23 protein-coding genes and 2 pseudogenes are annotated in these 21383 nt (G+C 68.6%); 9 read left to right on the forward strand and 16 right to left on the reverse strand.

The features are described from left to right. Positions 1-147: 147 nt before the first annotated feature. The 3 genes from FDA94_RS04950 to FDA94_RS04960 form a co-directional block, all read right to left on the reverse strand. Positions 148-462: a hypothetical protein gene (locus FDA94_RS04950; RefSeq protein WP_137245832.1), complete on the reverse strand. Its 315-nt coding sequence runs from the start codon at positions 460-462 to the stop codon at positions 148-150. Next, complete coding sequence (locus tag FDA94_RS04955) at positions 459-674, reverse strand: hypothetical protein (protein ID WP_137245833.1); 216 nt, start codon at positions 672-674, stop codon at positions 459-461. The genes FDA94_RS04950 and FDA94_RS04955 overlap by 4 nt, the downstream gene beginning before the upstream one ends. A 573-nt stretch (positions 675-1247) precedes the next feature. Continuing rightward, entirely contained in the window at positions 1248-1553 is a 306-nt protein-coding gene (locus FDA94_RS04960; protein WP_137245834.1) for a hypothetical protein, read from the reverse strand. Between the two features lie 297 nt (positions 1554-1850). Here FDA94_RS04960 and FDA94_RS04965 point away from each other — a divergent pair, with 297 nt between their 5' ends. Beyond that, positions 1851-2645, forward strand: a complete 795-nt coding sequence (locus tag FDA94_RS04965) for a GntR family transcriptional regulator (protein WP_137245835.1) — start codon at positions 1851-1853, stop codon at positions 2643-2645. A gap of 83 nt (positions 2646-2728) precedes the next feature. Then, a complete protein-coding gene (locus FDA94_RS04970) occupies positions 2729-3367 on the forward strand; it encodes a protein phosphatase 2C domain-containing protein (RefSeq protein ID WP_246059539.1) in 639 nt (212 codons plus the stop codon). Positions 3368-3858: 491 nt separating this feature from the next. On the opposite strand, the gene FDA94_RS04975 is transcribed toward FDA94_RS04970, so the two are convergent. Continuing rightward, on the reverse strand, positions 3859-4506 hold the full coding sequence (locus FDA94_RS04975) for an HNH endonuclease (RefSeq protein ID WP_137245837.1): 648 nt from the start codon (positions 4504-4506) through the stop codon (positions 3859-3861). A gap of 71 nt (positions 4507-4577) precedes the next feature. Here FDA94_RS04975 and FDA94_RS39825 point away from each other — a divergent pair, with 71 nt between their 5' ends. Beyond that, entirely contained in the window at positions 4578-5276 is a 699-nt protein-coding gene (locus FDA94_RS39825; RefSeq protein WP_212735188.1) for a nucleoside triphosphate pyrophosphohydrolase, read from the forward strand. 374 nt (positions 5277-5650) lie between these two features. On the opposite strand, the gene FDA94_RS04985 is transcribed toward FDA94_RS39825, so the two are convergent. From FDA94_RS04985 to FDA94_RS41465, 4 genes and pseudogenes are all read right to left on the reverse strand, one after another. After that, entirely contained in the window at positions 5651-6250 is a 600-nt protein-coding gene (locus FDA94_RS04985) for a dihydrofolate reductase family protein (RefSeq protein WP_137245838.1), read from the reverse strand. Further along, on the reverse strand, positions 6250-6606 hold the full coding sequence (locus FDA94_RS04990) for an ArsR/SmtB family transcription factor (protein ID WP_137245839.1): 357 nt from the start codon (positions 6604-6606) through the stop codon (positions 6250-6252). The genes FDA94_RS04985 and FDA94_RS04990 overlap by 1 nt, the downstream gene beginning before the upstream one ends. A gap of 58 nt (positions 6607-6664) precedes the next feature. After that, complete coding sequence (locus FDA94_RS04995) at positions 6665-7249, reverse strand: glycoside hydrolase family 15 protein (protein WP_137245840.1); 585 nt, start codon at positions 7247-7249, stop codon at positions 6665-6667. Positions 7250-7280: 31 nt separating this feature from the next. Continuing rightward, positions 7281-7412 (reverse strand): annotated as a pseudogene (locus FDA94_RS41465) (hypothetical protein); the annotation flags it as partial. Positions 7413-7588: 176 nt separating this feature from the next. Between FDA94_RS41465 and FDA94_RS05000 the strand changes: the two are divergent. Together FDA94_RS05000 and FDA94_RS05005 are read left to right on the forward strand one after the other, a co-directional pair. Then, positions 7589-8659, forward strand: a complete 1071-nt coding sequence (locus tag FDA94_RS05000) for an enolase C-terminal domain-like protein (protein WP_137245841.1) — start codon at positions 7589-7591, stop codon at positions 8657-8659. Between the two features lie 12 nt (positions 8660-8671). Beyond that, the gene (locus tag FDA94_RS05005; RefSeq protein WP_137245842.1) at positions 8672-11686 is read left to right on the forward strand and encodes an FAD-binding and (Fe-S)-binding domain-containing protein; all 3015 of its coding nucleotides are present in this window, start codon (positions 8672-8674) and stop codon (positions 11684-11686) included. Here the strand turns inward: FDA94_RS05005 and FDA94_RS05010 are convergent. Next, a complete protein-coding gene (locus FDA94_RS05010) occupies positions 11652-11996 on the reverse strand; it encodes an STAS domain-containing protein (protein ID WP_137245843.1) in 345 nt (114 codons plus the stop codon). The genes FDA94_RS05005 and FDA94_RS05010 overlap by 35 nt on opposite strands. A 177-nt stretch (positions 11997-12173) precedes the next feature. Here FDA94_RS05010 and FDA94_RS05015 point away from each other — a divergent pair, with 177 nt between their 5' ends. Continuing rightward, positions 12174-12728 carry a hemerythrin domain-containing protein gene (locus FDA94_RS05015; protein ID WP_137245844.1) on the forward strand — a complete coding sequence of 185 codons (555 nt, stop codon included), beginning with the start codon at positions 12174-12176 and terminating at the stop codon, positions 12726-12728. A gap of 20 nt (positions 12729-12748) precedes the next feature. Here the strand turns inward: FDA94_RS05015 and FDA94_RS05020 are convergent, their stop codons facing one another. From FDA94_RS05020 to FDA94_RS05040, 5 genes and pseudogenes are all read right to left on the reverse strand, one after another. Further along, positions 12749-13396, reverse strand: coding sequence for a cation efflux transmembrane domain-containing protein (locus FDA94_RS05020; RefSeq protein WP_137245845.1), 648 nt, complete (start codon positions 13394-13396; stop codon positions 12749-12751). After that, entirely contained in the window at positions 13393-13734 is a 342-nt protein-coding gene (locus FDA94_RS05025; RefSeq protein ID WP_137245846.1) for an ArsR/SmtB family transcription factor, read from the reverse strand. Before FDA94_RS05025 ends, FDA94_RS05020 begins: the two co-directional genes overlap by 4 nt. Positions 13735-13802: 68 nt before the next feature. Beyond that, positions 13803-14297 carry an aspartate carbamoyltransferase gene (locus FDA94_RS05030; RefSeq protein WP_137245847.1) on the reverse strand — a complete coding sequence of 165 codons (495 nt, stop codon included), beginning with the start codon at positions 14295-14297 and terminating at the stop codon, positions 13803-13805. Next, the gene (locus FDA94_RS05035; RefSeq protein WP_137245848.1) at positions 14287-14715 is read right to left on the reverse strand and encodes a MarR family winged helix-turn-helix transcriptional regulator; all 429 of its coding nucleotides are present in this window, start codon (positions 14713-14715) and stop codon (positions 14287-14289) included. Before FDA94_RS05035 ends, FDA94_RS05030 begins: the two co-directional genes overlap by 11 nt. Positions 14716-14751: 36 nt before the next feature. After that, a pseudogene (locus tag FDA94_RS05040) lies at positions 14752-15063 on the reverse strand (VOC family protein); the annotation flags it as partial. An 81-nt stretch (positions 15064-15144) separates the two neighbouring features. Here FDA94_RS05040 and FDA94_RS05045 point away from each other — a divergent pair. Then, positions 15145-16392, forward strand: a complete 1248-nt coding sequence (locus FDA94_RS05045) for a hypothetical protein (RefSeq protein WP_137245850.1) — start codon at positions 15145-15147, stop codon at positions 16390-16392. On the opposite strand, the gene FDA94_RS05050 is transcribed toward FDA94_RS05045, so the two are convergent. After that, positions 16389-18398, reverse strand: coding sequence for a SpoIIE family protein phosphatase (locus tag FDA94_RS05050; protein WP_212735189.1), 2010 nt, complete (start codon positions 18396-18398; stop codon positions 16389-16391). The genes FDA94_RS05045 and FDA94_RS05050 overlap by 4 nt on opposite strands. 128 nt (positions 18399-18526) lie before the next feature. Next, on the reverse strand, positions 18527-20176 hold the full coding sequence (locus tag FDA94_RS05055; RefSeq protein WP_137245851.1) for an alpha-keto acid decarboxylase family protein: 1650 nt from the start codon (positions 20174-20176) through the stop codon (positions 18527-18529). Between the two features lie 421 nt (positions 20177-20597). Between FDA94_RS05055 and FDA94_RS05060 the strand changes: the two genes are divergently transcribed. Both FDA94_RS05060 and FDA94_RS05065 read left to right on the forward strand, forming a co-directional pair. Continuing rightward, positions 20598-20822 carry a hypothetical protein gene (locus FDA94_RS05060; protein WP_137245852.1) on the forward strand — a complete coding sequence of 75 codons (225 nt, stop codon included), beginning with the start codon at positions 20598-20600 and terminating at the stop codon, positions 20820-20822. Between the two features lie 30 nt (positions 20823-20852). Next, a complete protein-coding gene (locus FDA94_RS05065) occupies positions 20853-21380 on the forward strand; it encodes a DUF6879 family protein (RefSeq protein ID WP_212735190.1) in 528 nt (175 codons plus the stop codon). Positions 21381-21383 lie beyond the last annotated feature (3 nt).

Raw genomic sequence — 21383 nt, forward strand, 5'->3', positions numbered from 1 at the left:
CGGGGCGAGTTCGTACAGGTAGGGGAGGTGGCGGCGTCACACGGTGTTTGTCTCGTGCGACGCCGCCGGAGGGCGGGGGCAATGGCCATCCCCCGCTCCTCGTGTACGACCGAGCTCGTCAGCAAGGCCGTACGTCGGATGGCGCGGTCAGTGGGGCCGCAGGACGCCGGAGCGGATGAGGGCCATCTCCGCCTCGAGGACGGCTCGGCGAAGTTCTCGCGGAGTGGCGGCGGTGACGACGAGGGGCTTGTCGACCGGCCACTGGGCCATCGCGCAGAACTCGCGCTGCCAGGTCAGCCAGATCACCAGCCAACCCGCGTGTTCGCGGTTGAGTTCGTCGGCGAACTGATGCCCTGTGTAGTGGTCGATACGGCGATCTCGACGGGCGGAGCGAGATGAGCCCAGGTGGTGGCTGCCCTTGGGCCGCCGAAAACGCTCGATGGCTTTCCGCAGCAGCGTCACGACGCATGCTCCTCGCGAGCCCGCTCGGCTACCTGCTCCTGCCGGTTGATCTCTCTGGCCAGCGCGGCCAGGTCATCGGCGTCGACAGCGGAATCGGCACCCGCGTCCCTGGCAGCCTCGTCGAAGGCTTCCTTCCGCCAGGCCCACAAACGGCCGACATCGCTGGTCAGGTACCTCCATGTCTCGGGCACCTCGGGCGTGGGGCTGAGCATGGCGCGGACCTCCGGTGCGCGGAAGGAGATGGAGGGGCGTCGCGTTCCTGGCTTGACGGGGCGGCTCGGGGGCCGGTGGGAAGTCGGCCGAGTACGGTCCACGCGACGACGCTGAGCGGGCACCAACGCGGGGGTCTCGTCCGAGGGACTGACAGTCGTGGGAACGGTCGGCTGGGGAAGCGGCTGCGGTCCGGCCGCACGACGGGCGGCGAGGCGCACGTCGGCCTGGTCGGGGCTCGGCGGGACGTAGTCGTGGTCGTGCTGGTGAGCGCATGCGTGTGCGTACGGGGCGTGGCCGCAGGTGCCACATCCGAGGGGCATGGGCATCGATTGACCGAAGCAGACGCAGTTCTCCGACTGCGCAGTGCCTCGTTCGAGGGTCGCACTAGGGTTGGCCACGGGTCAGGGCTCCATCCTGATCAAGGGCTCGTTCGGTCGTTGCAGCGCCGGACGAGCCCGCCTTCGCGTGTTCTCCGTACAGGCGCAATTACGGAGAGTGACGAGTGAAGGCATGCTTGTAGACGGTCGAGTGCATGCGCTGGCTCGGTTGAGGTGAGGGTCTGGGGTTATGGGCTAAACGGCCGTGCCGGACATGATCCTTCGCCATAGGGCGTCGGCTTCTTTGCGGTCGGTCGGTGCGGTCTCAAGCTGTACGACGTTGAGGTGATCGCTCTGGTCGGTACGCCGGATCAGGTAGCTGCCACCGGCCATGAGCTGCTCGTACACAATCGGCTGGCAGTCGCAGGTCCAGGCGATCACATGCGGCTTGCGGGCGAACCGTTCCGCTGACTGCGCAGGTCGCCAGTGCACCTGCTCGGGTTCGACGCAGAAAGCCGGTGGGGGTGAGTGATGGTCACACGCGGACGGTTGCCCATTCATGGCCTTTCCTCGTGCTCGGCTGGGACCTGTCGTCGCTCGTCAATGGCCCGAGCTGAGGCGGGGGACTAAGGTTCGACGGGTCAGAAATGCCTTCCTGGTCGAAGATTCGCTCCGTCGCTGGCAGCGTCGAGCGAGCCCGCTCTCTACGGGGGTGCGCCTCATGAGCTGACCGTCATCCGTATCAGCCTGGGGTTACTCGAGCGTTCCATGAGGCGATTGTCTTGGGACTATAGTCGGACCTCGCCACCCTGCTGTCAATTATCCCAAGACAATTTCGGTAGAAGATAGGGTTGTGTGATGGCCGTGCACTCGCGTTACCTGGACCTCGCCGCGCAGATCCGAGCACGGATCGAAACAGGGGAGTGGGAACCAGGAGCCAAGCTTCCTCGTCTGGACGACTTCGCATCGGAGTACGGCGCCAACAGGGACACGGTCGGCCGGGCGATCGGCGTGCTGGAGTCGGAGGGTTTCGTCTGGGCTGTTCAAGGCCGGGGGATCATCGTCCGGCACGGCATGATGCGGTTGCGCAGACCGCGAGGGAACCTCGTGAAGCGGAACGTCGCTGCCGACGGTCCTGGCTACTCCTTCCCCTCGGCGTCGGGCCAAGAGGTATGGAAGCACCACGTTCCGGCCGCCACGTCGGTGGAGCCGCTGACCGATCCGAGGATCGCGAAGCTGCTGGGTGTCCCGGCAGGCAGCTCGGTGATGCGCAGGTTCCGGGTGACCGGGCCGGAATCCGAGCCGCCGTTCCAGATCAGCGTCTCGTGGATTCATCCGCGCGGGGTTGAGGACACTCCGGAGATCGGCGCCGCTGCGACCGGTCCCGGTGAATGGCTGCATCGGCTGGAGAAGGCCGGCCACTGGCCCATCAGCTGGATGGAGATTCACCGGGCTCGAATGCCGACGAAGGACGAGGCGGCCCTGCTGGAGATCCCCACCAGCCTGCCTGTGCTGGAGATCGTGCGCGTGGGGACCTCGGGAGGGGACGGCAAGCCCATCGAGGTGACCGAGTCCATCGTGGCCAGCGACCGCGTGGAGACCGTCCATGTTCTCCATCGCGATGAGTCGGCCCAGGAAGCGGGTGAACGATGAGTCTCATCGTCACAGCCGCCGCTCGAACTCATGTAGGTCGGGTCCGTCGGCGGAATGAAGACTCATTCTACTGCGGCCGGTCGTTGTTCGCCGTCGCTGACGGGCTCGGTGGCCACGTCGCGGGTGACGTTGCGAGCAACACGGTTATCGACGCCCTGCGGCCGTACGACAAAGAGACCGCAGCCGCGGATCTGCTCACCGTCCTGGGGCGGATGGTCTTCAAGGCGAACCAGGCGCTGCGCGAGAAGGTCGAAGCCGAGCCCGAGGCCGCGGGGATGGGAACCACGCTGGTGGCGATGCTGCTAAGCGGGTCGACGGCGGCGCTGGCGAACATCGGCGACTCTCGCGCGTACCTGCTTCGTGACGGCGACGACGCTGACGGCAAGCCCGAGGCGATCCCGATCACCGAGGATCACGTCTATGGCAACTTGGTCTCCGACGCCGACGACGTGCCCAACCTTCCGCCGAAGATGTCCCGTTTCCTCGACGGCCGGGCCGATGGCCGCTCACCCGACTTGAACATCCGTGAGATGCAGGCCGGGGACCGGTTCCTGCTGTGCTCAGATGGATTGAGTGCGGTGGTCCCTCCGGATCTCATTCTTGAGGCTCTGCGTTCATCGACCGATCCGGGTGACGCGGCCGATCAGCTTGTCTCGCTGGCGGTCGATCATGGCGGTCCTGACAACATCACCGTGATCATTATTGATGTGCGCGAGGCCTGACCGGCTCGTTCTCCGTAAGAACATTCGCCTCGCCGGCGGGCAGGTTCCGGAATGGGAGGGGCCGTCGCCGTGTGACAGGGGAGGTGGGCGGGGACGGCCGTCGCGGCGGCAGACGGGTTGGTCGGTGCCTCCGCCGCACTGGCCGCTGGAGAAATGACAGGTGTACACACTTCGCAGGGGCAGTCGAGCAGATGGCGTGCAGGTGGCGACATCACAGAACGTGTGCACGGCGTGTTTTGGCCATGGGGCGGGTGCGCGGCTTAATGATCATGGTCTGTTCCGTGGCTGTTCCGTGGAAGGCCGGAAGATAGCCAAAGAAGATGGAAGCGTCCGACAAGCGTTTGCCCTGCTCACAAGCTTGATCGAGGACTCTTGCCAGGTGATCGATTCCCGATGAAAAGATCACCCAGATCTACGAGGGGACGAACCAGACTCATCGGATGGTGATGGCTCGTCGGATTCTTAAGTAGGGCCTGAGCATCGCAGCTCTATTAGAAGTGGGCGCCAGCGGGTGGTGTCCAAACACTCGGAAGTAACTCTGTCGCCTGCTCATAGGCCCGCTTGAGAGTGGTGTGCCGGAGGGCCGAGGTTGCGCCGGTCTGGGCCATGAGTACTTCGCGCAAGGGATGAAGGGACTCGATGAGGTCGTTGTTGCGCTGTTCGAGCCACGGCATCCACGTCTCATGGGGGGCTCGATCCTGTTTCGCCTGGTTGCAGGACACGCAGGACAGGACCAGGTACCAGACCGCATCGACGTCGGGGCCGCTCCAGCTGCGGGTGAGCAGCTTCCAGGGAAGGACGTGCTCCACGATAGGTGTGGTTGTCGCCATGATCTGGTCGCAGTAGGCGCAGCGGCCGTCCCGGTATCCGTTGAGAGCGGCGACAACTCCGGTGACGCTCTTTCGGCGCCGCTTGGTCTGGAGCATCAGGTGCTGGGTTTCGGGGTCGTAGATCAGCAAGGGGCCCAGTACGCCGTCGGAGATGCCGGTGGCCCACGCCGTCTCCACCAGTCGCCAGCGGGCGGCGGTCTCGGCGTCGAGGTTCTGGGCGTGTACCGATCGGGCGATTTCCACCAGTTCTTCACGCAGTGCCAGGCCGGGGTTAGCGGTGTTCTTGCGCTGGTCTTCGTAGTAGCGCACCGGCGCCTGGTCGCGGCCGAGCCGAGAAAGGCGTCGATGACGTTGTTGAAGCCGAGCTGGACGGTTCGCCGATGCAGCGTGTCACGGTCGGGTTCGCCGGCGTTGAAGGCGCGGCAGGCATCGAGGAACTTACTGCTCGCCGAGGTGCCCTGGCGAGGCTGGCGCTGAAGGGCTTCGCAGAGCAGTTCGGCGTAGCGGGGCGCCAGCTCTTCGAGAGTGACGTGGTCGCGGCCGGTGGCGGCGACTTCCAGCAGGGTCGCGCCGAAGGCGAATTTGTAGGTGGCCGAGTTGGCGCCGTACAGCACGATGGCGCGCCATACGCTCTCACCGGTGACCACGCCGCGTCGGTAATCCACAGGCGCAGTATCGGGCAGAATGGTGACATCCTGAGCCAGGAGCAGACGATCATCTACGGCAAGCTGGTCCGAGACCGCATCCCGGAGATCATCGAGACTGAGGGATCGAAGGCCAAGGTGCGAGTCCTCGACGAGTCGGAGCCGGTCTCCGCGCTGACGGCCAAGCTCGTCGAAGAGGCCGAGGAACTGCGCCAAGCCCCACCCGGCGATCGCCTGGGCGAGCTGGCCGACGTCTACGAGGTACTGGCTGCGCTGGTCGGGACGCTCGGACTCACCGACGAGCAGGTCCAGGAAACGGCACGTCTCAAGCGGACTGAGCGGGGTGGATTCAGCCGCCGCCTGTGGCTTGAGGAAGTGTCATCAGTTCAGTGGGGCTTATCCGCCCTTCCCTCTCAGTTAGATGATCATAGATGATCAGGGGTGGACCTCATCAACCTCAGTGGCTCCATTGCGATGGGGCGACCTGTAGCGGACGCCGGCATCGCAACTCGGGTGGTCTAGGGGTGCGACCCATCCGCGACATGATCTTGTAAGTTTTGCAGGCCCTCTAGCCGTAGTGCCAGGTCAGAGTAAGCGTTGACAGCAATCAACAGTGGTCTTGAAAATCGCTAGGGGCGGTGACGTTCCTCGTGGGTTCGAATCCCACGCTCTCCGCTCAGCTTGGAAAACGTGGTCTGACCTGCCCTCGACGGCCTAGCACGGGCGTGCAACGGATCGCAGAAATAGAACTCGACGCGGACCCTGCGCTGACAACCCAGTTCGCCTGGCTCATCAGGCAGGGCCGCAGGTCACCGTCCCAGAGTGCGATACCGGAGGAGCACGACACCGTTTCCGAAGCGGCGTTCGTCGATGAGTTCGAGGTTGGCGCGCGCGTCGGTCGGTAGGGCCGGCTTTCCCCTGCCAATGAAAGTGGGCCAGACGTACAGCTGGCACTCGTCGACCAGGCCGGCCTTCAACGCCTGGGACGCGAGATTCGCACCCCCCACGGTGATGTCGCTGTCGGCCGCGGCCTTCAATTCGCGTACTGCGGTGGGGTCGAAGTGGCGTTCGATTCGGGTGTTGGCGGTCGGCGCGGTGGTCAGCGTCGTGGAGTAGACGACCTTGTTCGCTGTCTGCCAGGCCTTCGCGAGGGCGGCCATGGGGTCGGACTGTGCCGCCAGCGTGGCGTCGGTCTCCCATACGGCCATGGATTCGTAGAGGCGCCGCCCGTACAGGAACGTGCCGGCGGATTGCAGGAGTTCTGTGTGGGACCGGAACAGCTCGGCGTCACCCGGGCCGAAGTCGAAGGCGCCACGCTCGTCCTCGATGTAGCCGTCAAGAGACATGTTGGTCGCGTAAATCAGCTTGGTGAACGCCTCGCTGGGGCCTGCCAGGTGCGGAGTTTCCATTAGAGCTCCCGGTTGTCGGGGATCCGGTCCGTTGCGCGTTCGGCGGCCTGCACTGGGGCGAGGCGGGTGAGGGACGAGTCCCAGAAGCGCCGGTAGCGATCGATCCAGTCGGCCGCGTCGCGCAGTGGGGCGGCCTGGAGGCGGCTCCCGCGCCACTTGCCCGACCGTGTTCGCGAGATGAGCGCGGCGCGCTCGAGCACCTTCAGGTGTCGGGACACCGCCGGCATCGAGATGGAGAGGGGCGCGGTCAGCTCGGTGACGGTGGCGTCGTGTTCGGCCAGCGCGAGGAGGATGGCCCGTCGAGTCGGGTCTGCGAGCGCTGAGAACACCGCGCTGAGCTGGTCGGTGTCGGCCATCCGAAGCCTTCCTTCATTTAACCAACGTGTTAAATGAAATGGGACTCACGCTCTGCTGTCAAGGGAGCCGTAGCGTCGCCGCCGACTCCAGAGCGAGCGCGTGCACGAACGCCTGCGGCAGGTTTCCCCGATGTGTGACGTCGTACTCTTCGGCGTACAGCCCCGGTGGCCCGCAGGTGGCGCGGTTGCGTTCGAACAGGTGGGCCGCCCGGACCCTGTCCCCGCTCCGGTGAGCGGCGAGCGCGGCGACGAAGCCGCACAGCACGAAGGCGCCCTCGGCTTCGCCCAGCGGACGCCCGTCCTGCCGGTACCGGTAGAGGTATCCGTCCCGTTCGAGTTCGGCGTGGACGGCTGCGCGAGTGGCGACGATGCGGGGATCATCCAGCGGCAGAACGCCACGTACCGCCGGGTTGAGCAGGGCCGCGTCGACGCGCGGATCGTCGAAGGCCCGCTGCCGGCGGCCCGAGGGGTGCAGGCCGTGCCGTGTGGTGGCGGCGAGGATGGCGTCGGCGAGGTCGTTCCACCGCCTGGCCTGACGGGAGGGCGCGGTGGTGGCGGCGGCCTTCAGCCCGGCGGCACAGGTCAGTGTGGAATGGACCCAGTCCGCCCCACACACAGCGGGGATCGGTGGGGGTGACCGCATAGAGGCCTCCGCCGCCGAGGAGGTCCGCGAACACGGCCTCGCTGTCCCAGCGCGGGACGCAGAGCCATCCGATGTCGCCCACGGGCCGATGAGGGCGGCCTCGGTATCCGTCGGAGAGAAACGCGTATTGGCGCAGAGTCTGGGGAGTGAATCCATTCTTCATCGAACCACTCCTTCGCCATCCGGTCCTACCCTGACCAGGGAAGACGGCGATTTCGCAGCCGCTCTCGCCCGGCGCAATGACAGCTTCAAATCGGACAAAAAGGGCGTGTAGCGCTGGGGTGGCCGGGTACGCCGCCGCGAATACGAGGTCAGGGCGAGAGCGAGGGGACGCTGCTGATGACGGCGGTCGACCACGTGACGGCGCGGGCCTGCCGGGTGCCCACCCCGGAACCGGAGACCGACGGCACCCTCGGCTGGGACGCCACCACCGTCGTGGTGGTCGAGGTGAGGGGCGCCGGCGTGACCGGCCTCGGCTGGACGTATGCCGACGCGGCGTGCGCGTCGCTGGTGGAGGGCGTGCTGGCCGGGGTCGTGGTGGGCAGGCCGGTGCTGGACGTCCCGGCGTGCTGGACGGCCATGCGGCGGGCGGTGCGGAACCTGGGCCGTCCGGGGTTGGTGTCGTGCGCGATCTCGGCTCTCGACATCGCCCTGTGGGACGCGGCGGCGCGGTCGTGCGGGCTGCCGCTGTGCCGCCTGCTCGGCCGGGTGCACGATTCGGTCGCCGTGTACGGCAGTGGCGGCTTCACCTCGATGAGCGACGCCGACCTGCGCGCCCAGCTCGAAGACTGGGTCGGGCCGGGCCGCATACCGCGCGTGAAGATCAAGATAGGCGGGCCACGCGACCTCGAACGCATCGCGCTCGCTCGCGAGACCGTCGGCGCCGACACCGAGCTGTACGTCGACGCCAACGGCGCCTACTCGGTCGGCCGGGCCCGCCGGACGGCCGAGCGGCTCGCCGACTGGGACGTGACCTGGTTCGAAGAACCGGTCTCCAGCGACGACCTGGCCGGCCTGGCGCAGGTGCGCGCGAGCAGCTCCGCCGACGTCACCGCCGGGGAGTACGGCTATGACCTGCCCTATTTCGCCCGCATGATCGACGCCGTCGACTGCCTGCAGGTCGACGTCACCCGCTGCGGCGGCTACACCGAATGGCGGCGCGTCGCCGCCCTGGCCGCCGCCGCGAACCGGGACGTGTCAGCCCATTGCGCGCCCAACCTGTCGGCGCACGCCGGTGCCGCGACGGAGAACCTCCGGCACCTCGAATGGTTCGCCGACCACGACCGCATCGAGACGCTGCTCTTCGACGGCGTCCTGGACCCCACGGGCGGCGCCGTCAGCCCGTCGATGTCGGTCCCCGGCCACGGGCTGTCGGTCAAAGAGGACGTCGCCCGCCGCTTCGAACTCTGACAGGAGGAGACGATGGCGATCACAGGCCTGGTGGCGGCTCTGCGCGACCGGGTGGACGGGGAGATCAGGTTCGACGCGGGCAGCCGCGCCGCCTACTCCACCGACGCCTCCAACTTCCGCCAGGTGCCTCTCGGCGTCGTGGTGCCGTACACACCCGACGCCGGGGCCGAGGCGGTCGCCGTCGCCCGTGACTTCGGCGCGCCGGTGCTGTCACGTGGCGGCGGCACCAGTCTGGCCGGGCAGTGCGCCAACACCGCCGTGGTCATCGACTGGTCGAAGTACTGCGACGAACTCGAATCGGTCGACGTCGAGGGGCGCACCTGCGTCGTGCAGCCCGGCATCGTCCTCGACGAGCTGAACCGGCGGCTCGAAAGGCACGGTCTCCGGTACGGACCCGAGCCCGCCACCCACATGAACTGCACCCTCGGCGGGATGATCGGCAACAACTCGTGCGGCGCCACCGCGCAACGTACCGGCAAGGTCGTCGACAACATCGCCCGCCTGGAAGTGGTCCTCTACGACGGCACCCGCTTCTGGTGCGGGGAGACCACCGACGAGCAGTACGCCGCGATCGAACGCCGCGGCGACCCGAAGGCCGCGGTCTACCGGCGGCTCCGGGCGCTGCGCGACGCCTACGCCGGCGAGATCCGGCGGTGTTACCCCGACATCCCCCGTCGGGTCTCCGGCTACAACCTGGACTCCCTGCTGCCCGAGCACGGCTTCGACGTCGCCGGGCTGCTCGTCGGCAGCGAGTCGACCCTGGTCACCGTGGTGCGCGCGGAGCTGGAACTGGTGCCGGTGCTGCCCGAACGCACCCTCGTCGTGCTCGGTTACCCCGACATCGCGGCCGCCGCCGACGCCGTGCCGGCGATCCTGCCGTACGAGCCGATCGCGCTGGAGGGCGTCGACCACAAGCTGGTCCGCGACGAGCAGATCAAGCACCTCAACCCCGACGCCCTCGACGAACTCCCGCACGGCCACGCCTTCCTCATGGTCCAGTTCGGCGGCGAGACGGCCGAGGAGGCGCGGTCCCGCGCGGAGGCGCTGCTCGGCTCCGGTCACCGCGCCGACGTCGAGTTCCTCGGCGATCCCGTACGTGAAGACGAACTCTGGCAGGTCCGGGAGGCCGGCCTGGGCGCCACCGCCCACCTGCCCGACCGGCCCGACACCTTCGAAGGGTGGGAGGACTCCGCGGTGCCGCCCGAACGGCTCGGCGAGTACCTGCGCGGCCTGCGGGAGCTCTACCGGGAGTTCGGCTACGAGAGCGACACCGGCCCCGCGCTGTACGGGCACTTCGGGCAGGGCTGCGTACACACCCGCATTCCCTTCGACCTCTACACGGCCGAGGGCGTGGCGACCTACCGGCGGTTCATGGAACGCGCGGCCGATCTCGTCGCCGAGTTCGGCGGGTCGTTCTCCGGCGAGCACGGCGACGGCCAGAGCCGGGGTGAACTGCTGCACCGGATGTTCGGCCCGCAGATCGTCACCGCGTTCGGCGAGCTCAAGACGATCTTCGATCCGGACGACCGGATGAACCCCGGCAAGGTGGTCGCACCGGCCCGGCTCGACGAGCACCTGCGCCTCGGTTCCCACTGGGCGCCGGCCGAGCCCCAGGACCTGCGGTTCGGCTATCCGCACGACGGCGGCTCGTTCACCCAGGCGGTCAACCGCTGCGTCGGCGTGGGCCGGTGCCGTCAGCACCACACGGACGGCGGGCAGGTCATGTGCCCGTCGTACCAGGTCACCGGGGAGGAGGAACACTCCACCCGAGGGCGCGCCCGGCTGCTGTTCGAGATGCTCGACGGCCACGGCGACGAGACCATCCGGCAAGGATGGCGCTCCGAGGAGGTCAAGGACGCCCTCGACCTCTGCCTGGCCTGCAAGGGCTGCAAGACCGACTGCCCCGCGAACGTGGACATGGCCACGTACAAGGCGGAGTTCCTGTCCCACCACTACGAGGGCCGCCAGTGGCGCCGGCCCCGGTCTGACCTGGCTTTGGGCTGGCTGCCGGTGATCGCCGGGATCGTCGGCAGGCTCCGGCTGGGACCGCTGGTGAACGCCGTCACGCACACGCCGGGCCTGTCCCGTCTGGCGACCGCCGTCGCGGGCATCGCCGACCGGGAACTGCCGCTGTTCGCTGGAGAGACGCTCCAGCACTGGTTCGCCCGCAGGGGCCCGCGCGGCGACGGCGGCCTGGGGACGGTGCTGCTGTGGCCCGACACCTTCACCAACCAGTTCCACCCCCACATCGGGCAGGCCGCCGTGGAGGTCCTCGAAGAGGCGGGATGGCGGGTCACGATGCCGCTCGACCCGGTGTGCTGTGGTCTGACCTGGATCTCCACCGGACAGGTCGACACCGGCAAACGGGTGCTCACCCGCGCCGTGCGCCTGCTGGCGGAACACGTGCGGGCCGGCGGGCTCGTCGTCGGGCTGGAACCGAGCTGCACGTCGGTGTTCCGGGGCGACGCGCCGGAGCTCTTCCCGACGGAACAGGACGTGCGCCGGCTGCGGAACCAGACGGTCACCCTCGCCGAGCTGCTCACCCGGCACACGCCGGGGTATCGGCCGCCGAGTCTCGACGGGGAGGCGCTGGCCCAGGTGCACTGCCACCAGCACGCCGTGCTGGGGTTCGACGCCGACGAGGAACTGCTCGAAGCCGCCGGTGTACGACTTGAGCACCTGGACTCCGGCTGCTGCGGGCTCGCCGGGAACTTCGGCTTCGAACGCGGCCACCTGGAGGTCAGCGAGGCCTGCGCCGAACGGGTGCTGCTGCCCCGGCTGCGGGCGGCGGCCCCGGAGGTCGCGGTGCTCGCCGACGGGTTCAGCTGCCGTACCCAGATCCACGAGCTGGACAGCGGCGGCCATGAGGGCATCCACCTGGCCGAACTTCTCGCCGGCGGTCGCGCGCCCCGGCCCGGGCCGCCGCCGTCGTGGGCTCGCGCGGCGCTGTTCGCCGGGATCGCGGGCGTGTCGGCCGCGGCCGTCCGGGCGCTCAGCCCGCGAACGTCTCGGCGCCGACCGCGCTGATCGCGCTCTCGATGCTCCCGTGGACGGGAAGGCGGGCCGACATCCCCAGCACGGTCAGCACGTGCTCGACCTGCTCGCTCATTCCCGCGATGGCCAGGCGGCCCGGCCGGACGCTTCTGGTGACGAACGTGGCGATCAGGAGCCGGATCCCGGCGCTGTCGATGAAAGTGACCTGCGACAGGTCGAGGACGAGCTCAGAGGCGCCGGTGCCGATGATGCGCGCCCGCAGCGCGTCGGCGGTCATGGTGTCGAGTTCTCCGGACACGGCCACGACGGCGACGGTCCCTCGCTGATATGACGTGATCTCCATGACGATCCCCCTGTCCGTGGCCCGGTGGTTCCTGGGTCGGTCGGGTGCATGTCGGTGTCGCCATAATTCTGACCGTTTCGCCGACCAGGTTCAATCGCGGTCGACAGGCGTGACGTTTCAGGAGGCGGCGGCGGGTAGAGGCGCTTCCACTGGACGCCCTCACTCTCGGGGAGAGACATGCCGCTGAACGTCATCGATCTGATCATGGCCGACCACCGCGACGTCGAGATGATCTTCGAGAAGCTCAGGCGGGAACCGGAGAACCGGCCCGCCCTGGTCGCCGAGCTGGCCGCCAAGTTCGTCGCGCACGCCCGCGCCGAGGAGACCAAGGTCTACTCCGAGCTGGCCAAGGCCGCCCCCAGCGAGCGCGGCGAGGTGCACCACGGCGTCGAGGAGCACCACGAGGCCGAGGAGCTGCTGGCCGCCCTCATGGCGGCCGACCCCGACCGGCCCGAGTTCGCCACCGCGCTGGAGAAGCTGGTCAAGGCGGTCAAGCACCACGTCGAGGAGGAGGAGAGCGACATCCTCCCCGCCATGGCCAAGGCCATCCCCGCCGACAGGCTGATCAAGATGGGCCGGAGCTTCAGCCAGGCCAAGGCCGAGGAACTGGCCAAGCCGCCCAAGCCGAAGGGCCGCACCAAGGAAGAACTGGTGGAACAGGCCAAGGAGAAGGGCGTCGAGGGCTACAGCTCGATGACCAAGGACGAACTGGTCTCCGCCCTCGGGACGTGACCCGACCCATCGAACGGTTGTCAGGCCCGGCAGCAGCCGTCGGTGCAGTCGTTCCCGTCGGCCGTCGGAATCGGGGCGCAGCAGGCGTCGCCGCGCCAGGCCTCGCGGCCTTCCTTGACCGCCACGGCCGCGATGATCAGGGCGGCGATCGGGTCGGCCCAGAACCAGCCGAACAGGCTGTTCAGCGCCAAGCCGACGAGCAGGACGCCGGACAGGTAGGTGCACAGCAGGGTCTGCTTGGAGTCGGCGACGGCACTGGCCGAACCCAGCTCACGTCCGGTCCGGCGTTGCGCGTACGACAGGAACGGCATGACGACCAGAGACAGGCCCGCCAGGATGAGCCCGGCCGTGGAGTGTTCTGCCTCGCCCGCGCCGAGCAGGGCGCGCACGGCGTCGAAGGTCACGTACGCGGCCAAAGCGAAGAACGAGACCGCGATCACCCGCAGGGCGGTTCTCTCGCGGCGCTCGTGATCGGTGACGGAGAACTGCCACGCCACCGCGGCGGCCGAGGCGACTTCGACGATCGAGTCGAGGCCGAAGGCGACGAGCGCGGCCGACGAGGCGACGGTTCCGGCGGTGATCGCCACCGCCGCCTCGACGACGTTGTAGGCGATCGTGGCGGCGACCAGCCGGCGGATGCGCCTCTGTAAGACCGTGCGGCGGGTCACGGGCGCAGGGTCACTTCGTGGCCGGTGGCCTGGAGCAGCTGTTCGGCCGAGGCGAGCAGGTCCATCAGCTCCGGGCGGGTGAGGGCGTAGAAGGACTGGCGGCCCTCCGTCCGGTAGTCGACGAGGCCGCAGTCACGCAGGCACGCCAGGTGCTTGGACACGGTGGACTGGGCCAGGCCCAGCTCTCCGGTGAGGTCGATGACCCGGGCCTCGCCCCTGGTGAGGCGTTGCACGATGCGGAGCCGGGTCTCGTCGGCCAGGGAGTGGAACAGGGCGGCCGCCGGTGAGACCCCGGCGGCGATGTCCGCGCTGACGCAACGGCCCTTATCAATCGCCATAACGCGATGATAGCGCCGGATCGCGATGGGACGACCTCGTGACGAGCGCCGATTCGTCGTCGAGCCGCTCAGCCGTGTTCGGCGTGCCGCCCGTGGTCGGTGACCTGGGCGTCGAACCAGGCGTGCAGTGCGGTGATCAGCGACGCGTCGGTGGTGCGGTAGGTGATCTGGGCGCCGGTCGGCAGTTCGGCGTATCGGACGTCGATGGCCTCGTGGCCTCGCCGAAGCCGGTCGAGGCCCGGCATCTCGGCGCCGTGGATGGACGCGGGATCGCCATAGTCACCTCTGCTGAAGCGCGCGGTCTCCTCGGTCAGGTGCTCGCGGATCAGGGTGACCTGGGTGCTGTCGCCCGGGTCGTCGGAGGTGACCGACTGGACGCCGCCGGACGGCGACTTGGCGAAGCGATGCGTGGTGGTCTCCAGGTCGAACGGCATGACCTCCCGGCTTCTCGCCGCGATCTCGGCCTGCCGGTCTCGCTGGTCGACGGACACGTACACCCCTGCCGCGACGACGAGGGCGAGTGCGCCGGCGATCGAGAGGTGGCGTCGATTCCTAAGGTTCATCCATGGCCTCCGTGAGGATCGTCAGCGCGCGCAGCACGTCGGCGCGTTCGCTCTCGGGGACGCGGTTCATGACGCCTGCGAAGCGCTGCGCCCTGGCCTCGGCCAGCCGCTCGGCGGCGGTGAGCCCTTGCGGGGTGAGCCGGACCAGGACGCCTCGGCCGTCGTCGGGCGCCGGGGTCCGCTCCGCCCAGCCTCGGTTGATGAGCTGGGTGACGAGACGGCTGGTGCTGGACTTCTCCAGGCGGAGCCGGTGGGTCAGATCGCTTTGCCGCAACGCCCCGGCCCTGGCCAGTTCGCCCAGGGCGTGGGCCTCCGAGACCGGGATGGGCTGCCCGCAGGGGGTCTGGTCGGGCTGGTGGAGACCGAAGGCGCGCACGAAGCGAACCACGGCCTCCTGTAGTTCGCGATCAGCCAGCATGGTTCGACCATACAACCAGATAGTTGTATGGCACAACTAGTCGGACACGAGGCAGAACTCGTTGCCCTCGGGGTCGTGCATGACCTGGAAGGACCCCTGGGCGTCGGTCTGCAGCGGGCCCTGCTCCCGCGCGCCCCACTTCAGGGCCGTGGCGGCGGCCGCGGCGACGTCGGCTACCCGGATGTCCAGGTGGGCCCGGTTCTTGCCGGTCTTCGGCTCGGGCACTCGCTGGAAGGCGATCCGCAACGGACCACCGTCCACATATGACCACGAGGGGTCGCGGTGGACCGGCGGCGTGCCGAGCAGCTCGCCCCAGAACGCGGCGAGCGCGGCCGGGTCGGCGCAGTCGACGACGAGCTGGGCGGCGGTGCCGAGGGGGGCGTTCGCATGCGGCGTAGCTTAGGACCGGCGGCGTGCGAGACTCGCGGGATGAGAGCTGCCGCTTGCCTCTTGGCCGTGGCGGTGGTCGCCGGTTGCGCGTCCGTACCGGCGGCGCCCGCGGCGCCCGTCCAGAAGACTTCCGCGCCCACGATCGCGCCCTTGCCGGCCGGGTCGGCGGGGTGCGAGCTTCCCGCCGAGGACGCCGACGATCTGCGGGCCGCCGACGCCCGCACGGCGTGGCGGTCGGTCTGGGTGGACGAGGAACGCGGGTCCATGGGGCTGCTCGCGGCGGCCCCCGACGGGGCGTTGTGGTCGACGTTCTTCAGCGAGACGGAAGAAGACGGCGCCCTGGTGGGCAGGGACGGCGGGGTGCGCCGGTGGGACGGCTCCGGGTGGGAGACCTTCCAGATCCCGCAGGTCCGGCCGGAGCGGTCGCAGTCGAACGTGGCGGTCGCGGCGGCGTCAGCCGATCAGGCCTGGATGTTCGGCATCTTCAACGGCCGGTCGCCGAAGGAGACGGCCGGCTTCGTCGCCACGTTCGAGGGTGGCGGGTGGCGTTCGGAGCTGCTGGCCGAACCGGCCGCGCGATCGGTCGGCTGGGGCCTGACGGCGGCGCGTGCGGTGGACGGTGCGGTGTGGGCCGTGAACGGCACGGCCGCGGTGTCGTGGACGGGTCGGCAGTGGCGCCAGCACCCGATGCCCTCGGCGGCCGGGGCGCTGGGGTTCGGAGACGGGGAGCTCTGGGCGGTCAGTGGGGCCGACAACGCCCCTGCGGCGATGCGCTGGGAATCCGGGGTCTGGCGCCAGATCACCACACCGGCGTTCGAACCGCCCACGGACGTGACGCTGCCGCGTACCACCCTGAGCGACGTCGTGGTCGTCGGCGCCGACGACGTGTGGGCCGTCGGCGGGGTCTCCTGGCTGGTCTTGGGCGAGTACGACGACGACAACGAGCCGCTGGAGAAGGGTCACCCGCTGGCGCTGCACTGGGACGGGAAGGGCTGGACCTGTCACTGGGGTCCGTCGACCTCCACCCTCGGCCGGATGACCCGTTTCGGCGAGGCCGAGCCTGACGGCAGGGGCGGGCTCTGGGTGATCGCGCTGAGCGACCTGCTCTGGCATTTCGACGGAGAGCGCTGGACCCGCCATCAGGTGCCCGCACCGCCCGGCGCCGAGCCGAAGGTCTCCTCGCTGGCCTGGCGGCCGGGGAGCCGGGAGGTGTACGCGGTGGGATCGGTGATCTCCAAGAAGAGCGACGGCTCCGAGATCTCCCACGCCGCTCTCTGGCGCGCCTAAACGCGGGCCATCAGAAGGGCGATGTCGTCTTCGGCCGGCGCGTCGCCCACGAGGGAGTCGATCACGGCCGCGCACGCGCGATCGAGCGTTGTCGACTCCAGCGCCGTGCGGGCGAGCACGTCGCCGAGCCTGGCCATGCCCGCGTCGAGGTCGGAGTGCCGCGTCTCGATCAGGCCGTCGGTGTAGAGGGCCAGCAGGGTCCCCGCCGGCAGGCGCATGTCGTAGGACTGGAAGGTGCCCAGGCCCACGCCGATCGGGGTGCCGGCGGTCAATGAGGGATACGTCACCTCGCCCGACGGGCTCACGATCGCGGGCGGCGGATGCCCGGCCGTGGCCATGGTGCAGTGGCCGGTGTACGGGTCGTAGACGGCGTACAGGCAGGTGGCGCCCATGGCGTCGGGGGAGAGGGCGTCCTCCGTCATGAGGTGGTCGAGGTGGGTGAGCAGCTCGTCCGGAGGCAGGTCCAGGTAGGCCAGGGCGCGGACGGCGGTGCGCAACCGGCCCATGGTGGCGGCGGCGTTGATGCCGTGGCCGGTCACGTCGCCGACGACCAGGGCGATGCGGCCGCAGGGGAGGTGGATGACGTCGTACCAGTCGCCGCCGACGCCGTCGTGGGTGTCGGAGGGCAGGTAGCGCGAGGCCACCTCGACGGTGTCGCTGCCGCTCAGGTGGTGCGGCAGCAGGTCGCGCTGGAGGGCGAGCGCGGTCAGCCGCTCGCGCGTGTACTGGCGGGCGTTGTCGAGGCTCAGCGCGGCCCGCGTGACCAGCTCTTCGGCCACCAGCAGGTCGTCTCTGGTGAACGGCGCCGGGTTGGAGGTGCGGGCGAAGGCCGCGACGCCGAGCACGTCGCCGCGCGCCTCCAGCGGCACGACGATCAGCGAGTGCATGCCGGTGGTCTCGATGATCCGCGCGCGGTCGGGGTCGTGTTCCAGCCAGGTGCCGGGCGAGGTGTCCAGCACGGGCTCGAAGTGCGGGCGGCGCGACTGCAGGACCTCCACGAACGGCGATCGCGGAGGCACGAACACGGCCTCCCCCCGCTCCCAGAGCGACTCGGGCGCTCCCTCTCGCGCCGAGGCCACGCCCGCCCGCCGGAAGGCGGGGCAGCCGCCCTCCGTCGTGGCCAGTCGCCGCAGCGGCTCGGTGCCGGGCAGCATCTCCTCCGGCAGGTCGACGGTGACGAAGTCGGCGAGGACCGGAATGGCCAGCTCGGCCAGTTCCTGGGCGGTGCTCATGACGTCCAGGGTGCTGCCGAGCCGGACGCCGGCCTCGCGCAGCAGGTCGAGGTGGTCGCGCGCCTTGCTGTTGCTGAAATCGAGGGCCACCGAGCAGACGCCCAGCGGCCGGCCGTCCACGCCCGCCAGCGGCAACAGCGAGACGGACAGCAAGCGCTCGTCGCTCCCGTACGACCAGTGGGCCTCACGGTCGATGACGGGCCGGCCGTCGGCGAGCACCTCGCGCATCGCGTCCAGCACCCTTTCGTTGTCGATCCCGGGAATGACCTCGGTCAGGGAGCGGCCGATCCGGTAGTAGGGGTAGCCGTCGCGGAGCCGCTCGGCCGCCTCGTTGAACCAGACGCAGCGCAGGTCCCTGTCCCAGACGGCCATGGCGATGGGAAAGTTGCCGATGACCGACTCCAGCAATACGCCGGTGTCGGTCGACAGGTCGATGGTGACCGGAATGGCCGACACGAGCCAGGACCCCGGCCGGCTCTCGGCGTCGTCGCCCAGCGTGAGCGGCGCGGCGTCGGTGCGCACGATGATCACCTCGCCGTCCCGCCGCCGCACCTCCATCATTCCTCTGCGGGGCAGGAACGCGCCGGGCCGTCCGCCGTCGCCACCGAGCGGGAGGAGCGTGCCGATGGGGCGGCCGAAGATGTCGGCCGCGAGGTAACCGGTGAGCTTCTCGGCGGCCTCGGTCCAGCCGACGACCGAGCCCGCGTCGTCGACGACGGCGACCGCCGGGGTCGCCGCTCCGAAAACCCCTCCAAAGACACTGTCGGCTTTCATGCATTCACCCGTCTTCGGTGGGGGACGAGTTCGCTGCCAGGAATGTCAGACTAAACCGCGCCTACCTGCGCTTATGCAAACTTTGACCAGGCTTTGCGGCACATGTACGGTCACGCGAGGCCTGCTGACTAGCCGGAATAGAAGGCGTCGATGTTGGCGTGGAGTTGCTCCGCCAGGGGCGGCGCCGTGTACGCGTCGGTCACCACCTCGATGTAGCAGCCGCCCCTCGCCGACTGCGCCGCGTCCATGGCCCGGTCGAGCTCTTCCAGGGTGGTGACCCGGGCGGTCTGCCACCCCTCGCAGCCGAAGACCGAGGGCAGTTCGGAGTAGTGCCACGGGCCCAGGTCGTTGTAGGCGCTGTCGGGGTCGCGGCAGAGCAGGCGTTCGATCAGGTAGCCCTTGTTGTTGAGGACGAAGACGATCGGGCGCAGGCCGTACCGGCCGAAAACGCTCAGTTCCTGGACGGTGAGCTGGTGCGAGCCCTCACCGGTGATCAGCACCACCCGACGGTCGGGTGCGGCGAAGGCCGCGCCGACGGCGGCGGGGGTGGCCCAGCCGATCGAGCCCCACATGGTCTGGTTCTCGAAGGAGACGTGCTTGGGCAGGCGGGCGAAGGCCATGCCGAGCGACGGCGTGCCGGTCTCGGCCACCAGGATGTCGCCCTCCTTGAGGAACGACTCCCAGCGCGGATAGAGCGTCTCGGCGGTGATCGCGTCCTGGCCGCTGCCCCGGACGGGGTCCATGCGGGCGATGTCGGCCCCGGCCATGGGCCAGTTCCGGTCGGGCAGATCGCCGGCCAGCGCGGGCAGCAGGTCCTTCATCTCCACGCTCTGGTAGGTCAGGCCCCCGACCTGGGTGTGATGGTGGCGGATGTCGACGACCTTGGCCGGGTCGAGGTTGGCGGTGAACGCGCCGCTGTTGAAGTCGTGCATGAGCGCGCCGATCATGATCACGACGTCGGCGCCCTCCACGAAGCGGCGGACGCCCTCGTTCATGAGCTTGCCGTCGTACATTCCGGCGAAGGCCGGGTCGTCCTCGTCGAGGATGCCCTTGTCGGCCACCATCGTGGCGAAGGGCAGGCCGGTGTCGTCCAGGAACGACCGCAGTTCGGCGCCCAGCCCGGCCCGCACGGTCAGCAGCCCCGGCAGGACGCAGGCCGTCTCGGCCTTGCCGAGCATGCGGCTGACCGTCTGGACGACCGCCTCGACCTGGGCGGGATCACTGACCGGAGGCGGCAGCGGCGCGGCCTGGCTGACGATCGGCATCGAGGCCAGATCGGCGGGGAAGGCGAGGTAGACGGGTCGGCGATGGAAGAGCGCGGCGCCGATCAACCGCTCGATCTCGGCGGCGGCGTTCTGCGGGGTGAAGATCGCGCTGGCGCAGACGACCGGCTCCGACATCCGCCGGAACAGGTCGAACTCGCCGTTGCCGAGCGTGTGGTGGACCAGCGAATGATGCGCCTGTACGGGCATCTTCGGCATCCCCACCAGGTGGAACACCGGCAGGTGGTCGGCGTAAGCCCCGGCGATGCCGTTGATCGCGCTGAGCTCGCCGACGCCGTAAGTGGTGCAGACGGCCCCGGCGCCGTTGACGCGGGCGTAGCCGTCGGCGCTGTAGGCGGCGTTGAGTTCGTTGCAGCTGCCCACCCATTCGACGTCCGGATGGGCCACGATCGCGTCGTCGACGGGGAACGCGTAGTCCCCCGGGACGCCGAAGACGTGGCGCACGCCGATGTCCCGCAGGCGGTTCAGGACGTGCTCGATCACGGTGGTGGCCATCGGACTCCCCCTTGTCGTCTGCCAACAGGGGGAAGCCTGCCCAGTTAAACGTGACGAATCACCATAAAACAGGCATGGCTTTGTGGATCATGAATGCGGGTGGGCATGACCGCGCCGACTTACGGCGATGCGTCAGCCAGGGCTGCGCTGCAGGGGCCTCGGGTGGATGCTCGGCAGGTATTTGCGTCGCAGATCGACTCAAATGCCATTTGGTTAATGTCTAACTCAGATGCACTGAAGGGTCGCTGAACGTATCGACCTTTTTGAGGCATAGATGCTGGTCGGCGACTATGCTGTGCCGGGGCGGCGCGTAAAGGGATGTGCCGTTAATCATGTGCTATGAGTTCTCGGGCCATCGGGTTGACCGGCCGGGATTGCCGGGATAACTTGTGGTCAATTTTGGCGATCTCATGGAGGCTCCGTGCGGCTCGAGATGCTCTATAAAGACCAGAACTCGGGTGGCAACGGCTGCCCCGCTATCTACTTGGCCGATAATGGCCAAATTGTGGTTCAGGGTCCGGCGGTCGATGAGGACACCTCGTCCAACCTCGTGAACGTTCTGCCTGGTGAGATCGCTTTGCAGATCGCCCCTGAAGTGCTGCTGGGAGCTGTCGAGAGGCTGCGCGAGAAGGGGGAGGCCCGCTAAGTGGGGCGGGTGTTTCGGTCACTCGACGACGTGGAGTTCAACCGCTTCTTCACCGATTTTCGCTTCACCGCCTACCGTCTGGAGTCGCTGCAGCGCTATGACGTGTCCTACGAAAAGGCGGAGTTCGATCTCTTCCTGGGCGGGCAGCAGCGCGGTGAGTTCCCGGGCATCGCCCGGTGGATAGACGAGACCGTGAGGCCGGCGCGGGCGGCCGGGAAGCTTCTGCACCGCGTGCACGTCGTGGAAGAACCCTTGTCGGACTATGTCCGTTTTGAATGTGCTTGGTCCTATACGCACACTGTGCGGGCCGGTGAAGACGTCCGGCTCATTCCGGTCTCGTCTGGCGAGTGGCCTACGGGCATGCCGCATTACGACTACTGGCTCTTCGACTCATCCATCCTCATCACGATGCACTACGAAGAGGACGGCACGTTCGAGGCTGCCGAGATCGTCGACGACGCCGAGCGGATCGTCCAGGCCAATTTCTGGCGCGACATGGCGGTGGGACGATCTATCCCGTTCCCCGCGTTCGCCGAAAAATATGACAGTGTATTCTGATCT

Source organism: Herbidospora galbida, assembly GCF_005233835.1.
In the GTDB taxonomy this organism is placed as follows: Bacteria; Actinomycetota; Actinomycetes; order Streptosporangiales; family Streptosporangiaceae; genus Herbidospora; species Herbidospora galbida.

Bases quoted from the DNA above. Each gene is read 5' to 3' on its own strand.
- FDA94_RS04955 (WP_137245833.1), bottom strand. From the start codon at position 674: ATGCTCAGCCCCACGCCCGAGGTGCCCGAGACATGGAGGTACCTGACC.
- FDA94_RS04960 (WP_137245834.1), bottom strand. From the start codon at position 1,553: ATGAATGGGCAACCGTCCGCGTGTGACCATCACTCACCCCCACCGGCT.
- FDA94_RS04965 (WP_137245835.1), top strand. From the start codon at position 1,851: ATGGCCGTGCACTCGCGTTACCTGGACCTCGCCGCGCAGATCCGAGCA.
- FDA94_RS39825 (WP_212735188.1), top strand. From the start codon at position 4,578: ATGCAGCGTGTCACGGTCGGGTTCGCCGGCGTTGAAGGCGCGGCAGGC.
- FDA94_RS04985 (WP_137245838.1), bottom strand. From the start codon at position 6,250: ATGGAAACTCCGCACCTGGCAGGCCCCAGCGAGGCGTTCACCAAGCTG.
- FDA94_RS04990 (WP_137245839.1), bottom strand. From the start codon at position 6,606: ATGGCCGACACCGACCAGCTCAGCGCGGTGTTCTCAGCGCTCGCAGAC.
- FDA94_RS04995 (WP_137245840.1), bottom strand. From the start codon at position 7,249: ATGCGGTCACCCCCACCGATCCCCGCTGTGTGTGGGGCGGACTGGGTC.
- FDA94_RS05000 (WP_137245841.1), top strand. From the start codon at position 7,589: ATGACGGCGGTCGACCACGTGACGGCGCGGGCCTGCCGGGTGCCCACC.
- FDA94_RS05005 (WP_137245842.1), top strand. From the start codon at position 8,672: ATGGCGATCACAGGCCTGGTGGCGGCTCTGCGCGACCGGGTGGACGGG.
- FDA94_RS05010 (WP_137245843.1), bottom strand. From the start codon at position 11,996: ATGGAGATCACGTCATATCAGCGAGGGACCGTCGCCGTCGTGGCCGTG.
- FDA94_RS05015 (WP_137245844.1), top strand. From the start codon at position 12,174: ATGCCGCTGAACGTCATCGATCTGATCATGGCCGACCACCGCGACGTC.
- FDA94_RS05025 (WP_137245846.1), bottom strand. From the start codon at position 13,734: ATGGCGATTGATAAGGGCCGTTGCGTCAGCGCGGACATCGCCGCCGGG.
- FDA94_RS05030 (WP_137245847.1), bottom strand. From the start codon at position 14,297: ATGAACCTTAGGAATCGACGCCACCTCTCGATCGCCGGCGCACTCGCC.
- FDA94_RS05035 (WP_137245848.1), bottom strand. From the start codon at position 14,715: ATGCTGGCTGATCGCGAACTACAGGAGGCCGTGGTTCGCTTCGTGCGC.
- FDA94_RS05045 (WP_137245850.1), top strand. From the start codon at position 15,145: ATGAGAGCTGCCGCTTGCCTCTTGGCCGTGGCGGTGGTCGCCGGTTGC.
- FDA94_RS05050 (WP_212735189.1), bottom strand. From the start codon at position 18,398: ATGAAAGCCGACAGTGTCTTTGGAGGGGTTTTCGGAGCGGCGACCCCG.
- FDA94_RS05055 (WP_137245851.1), bottom strand. From the start codon at position 20,176: ATGGCCACCACCGTGATCGAGCACGTCCTGAACCGCCTGCGGGACATC.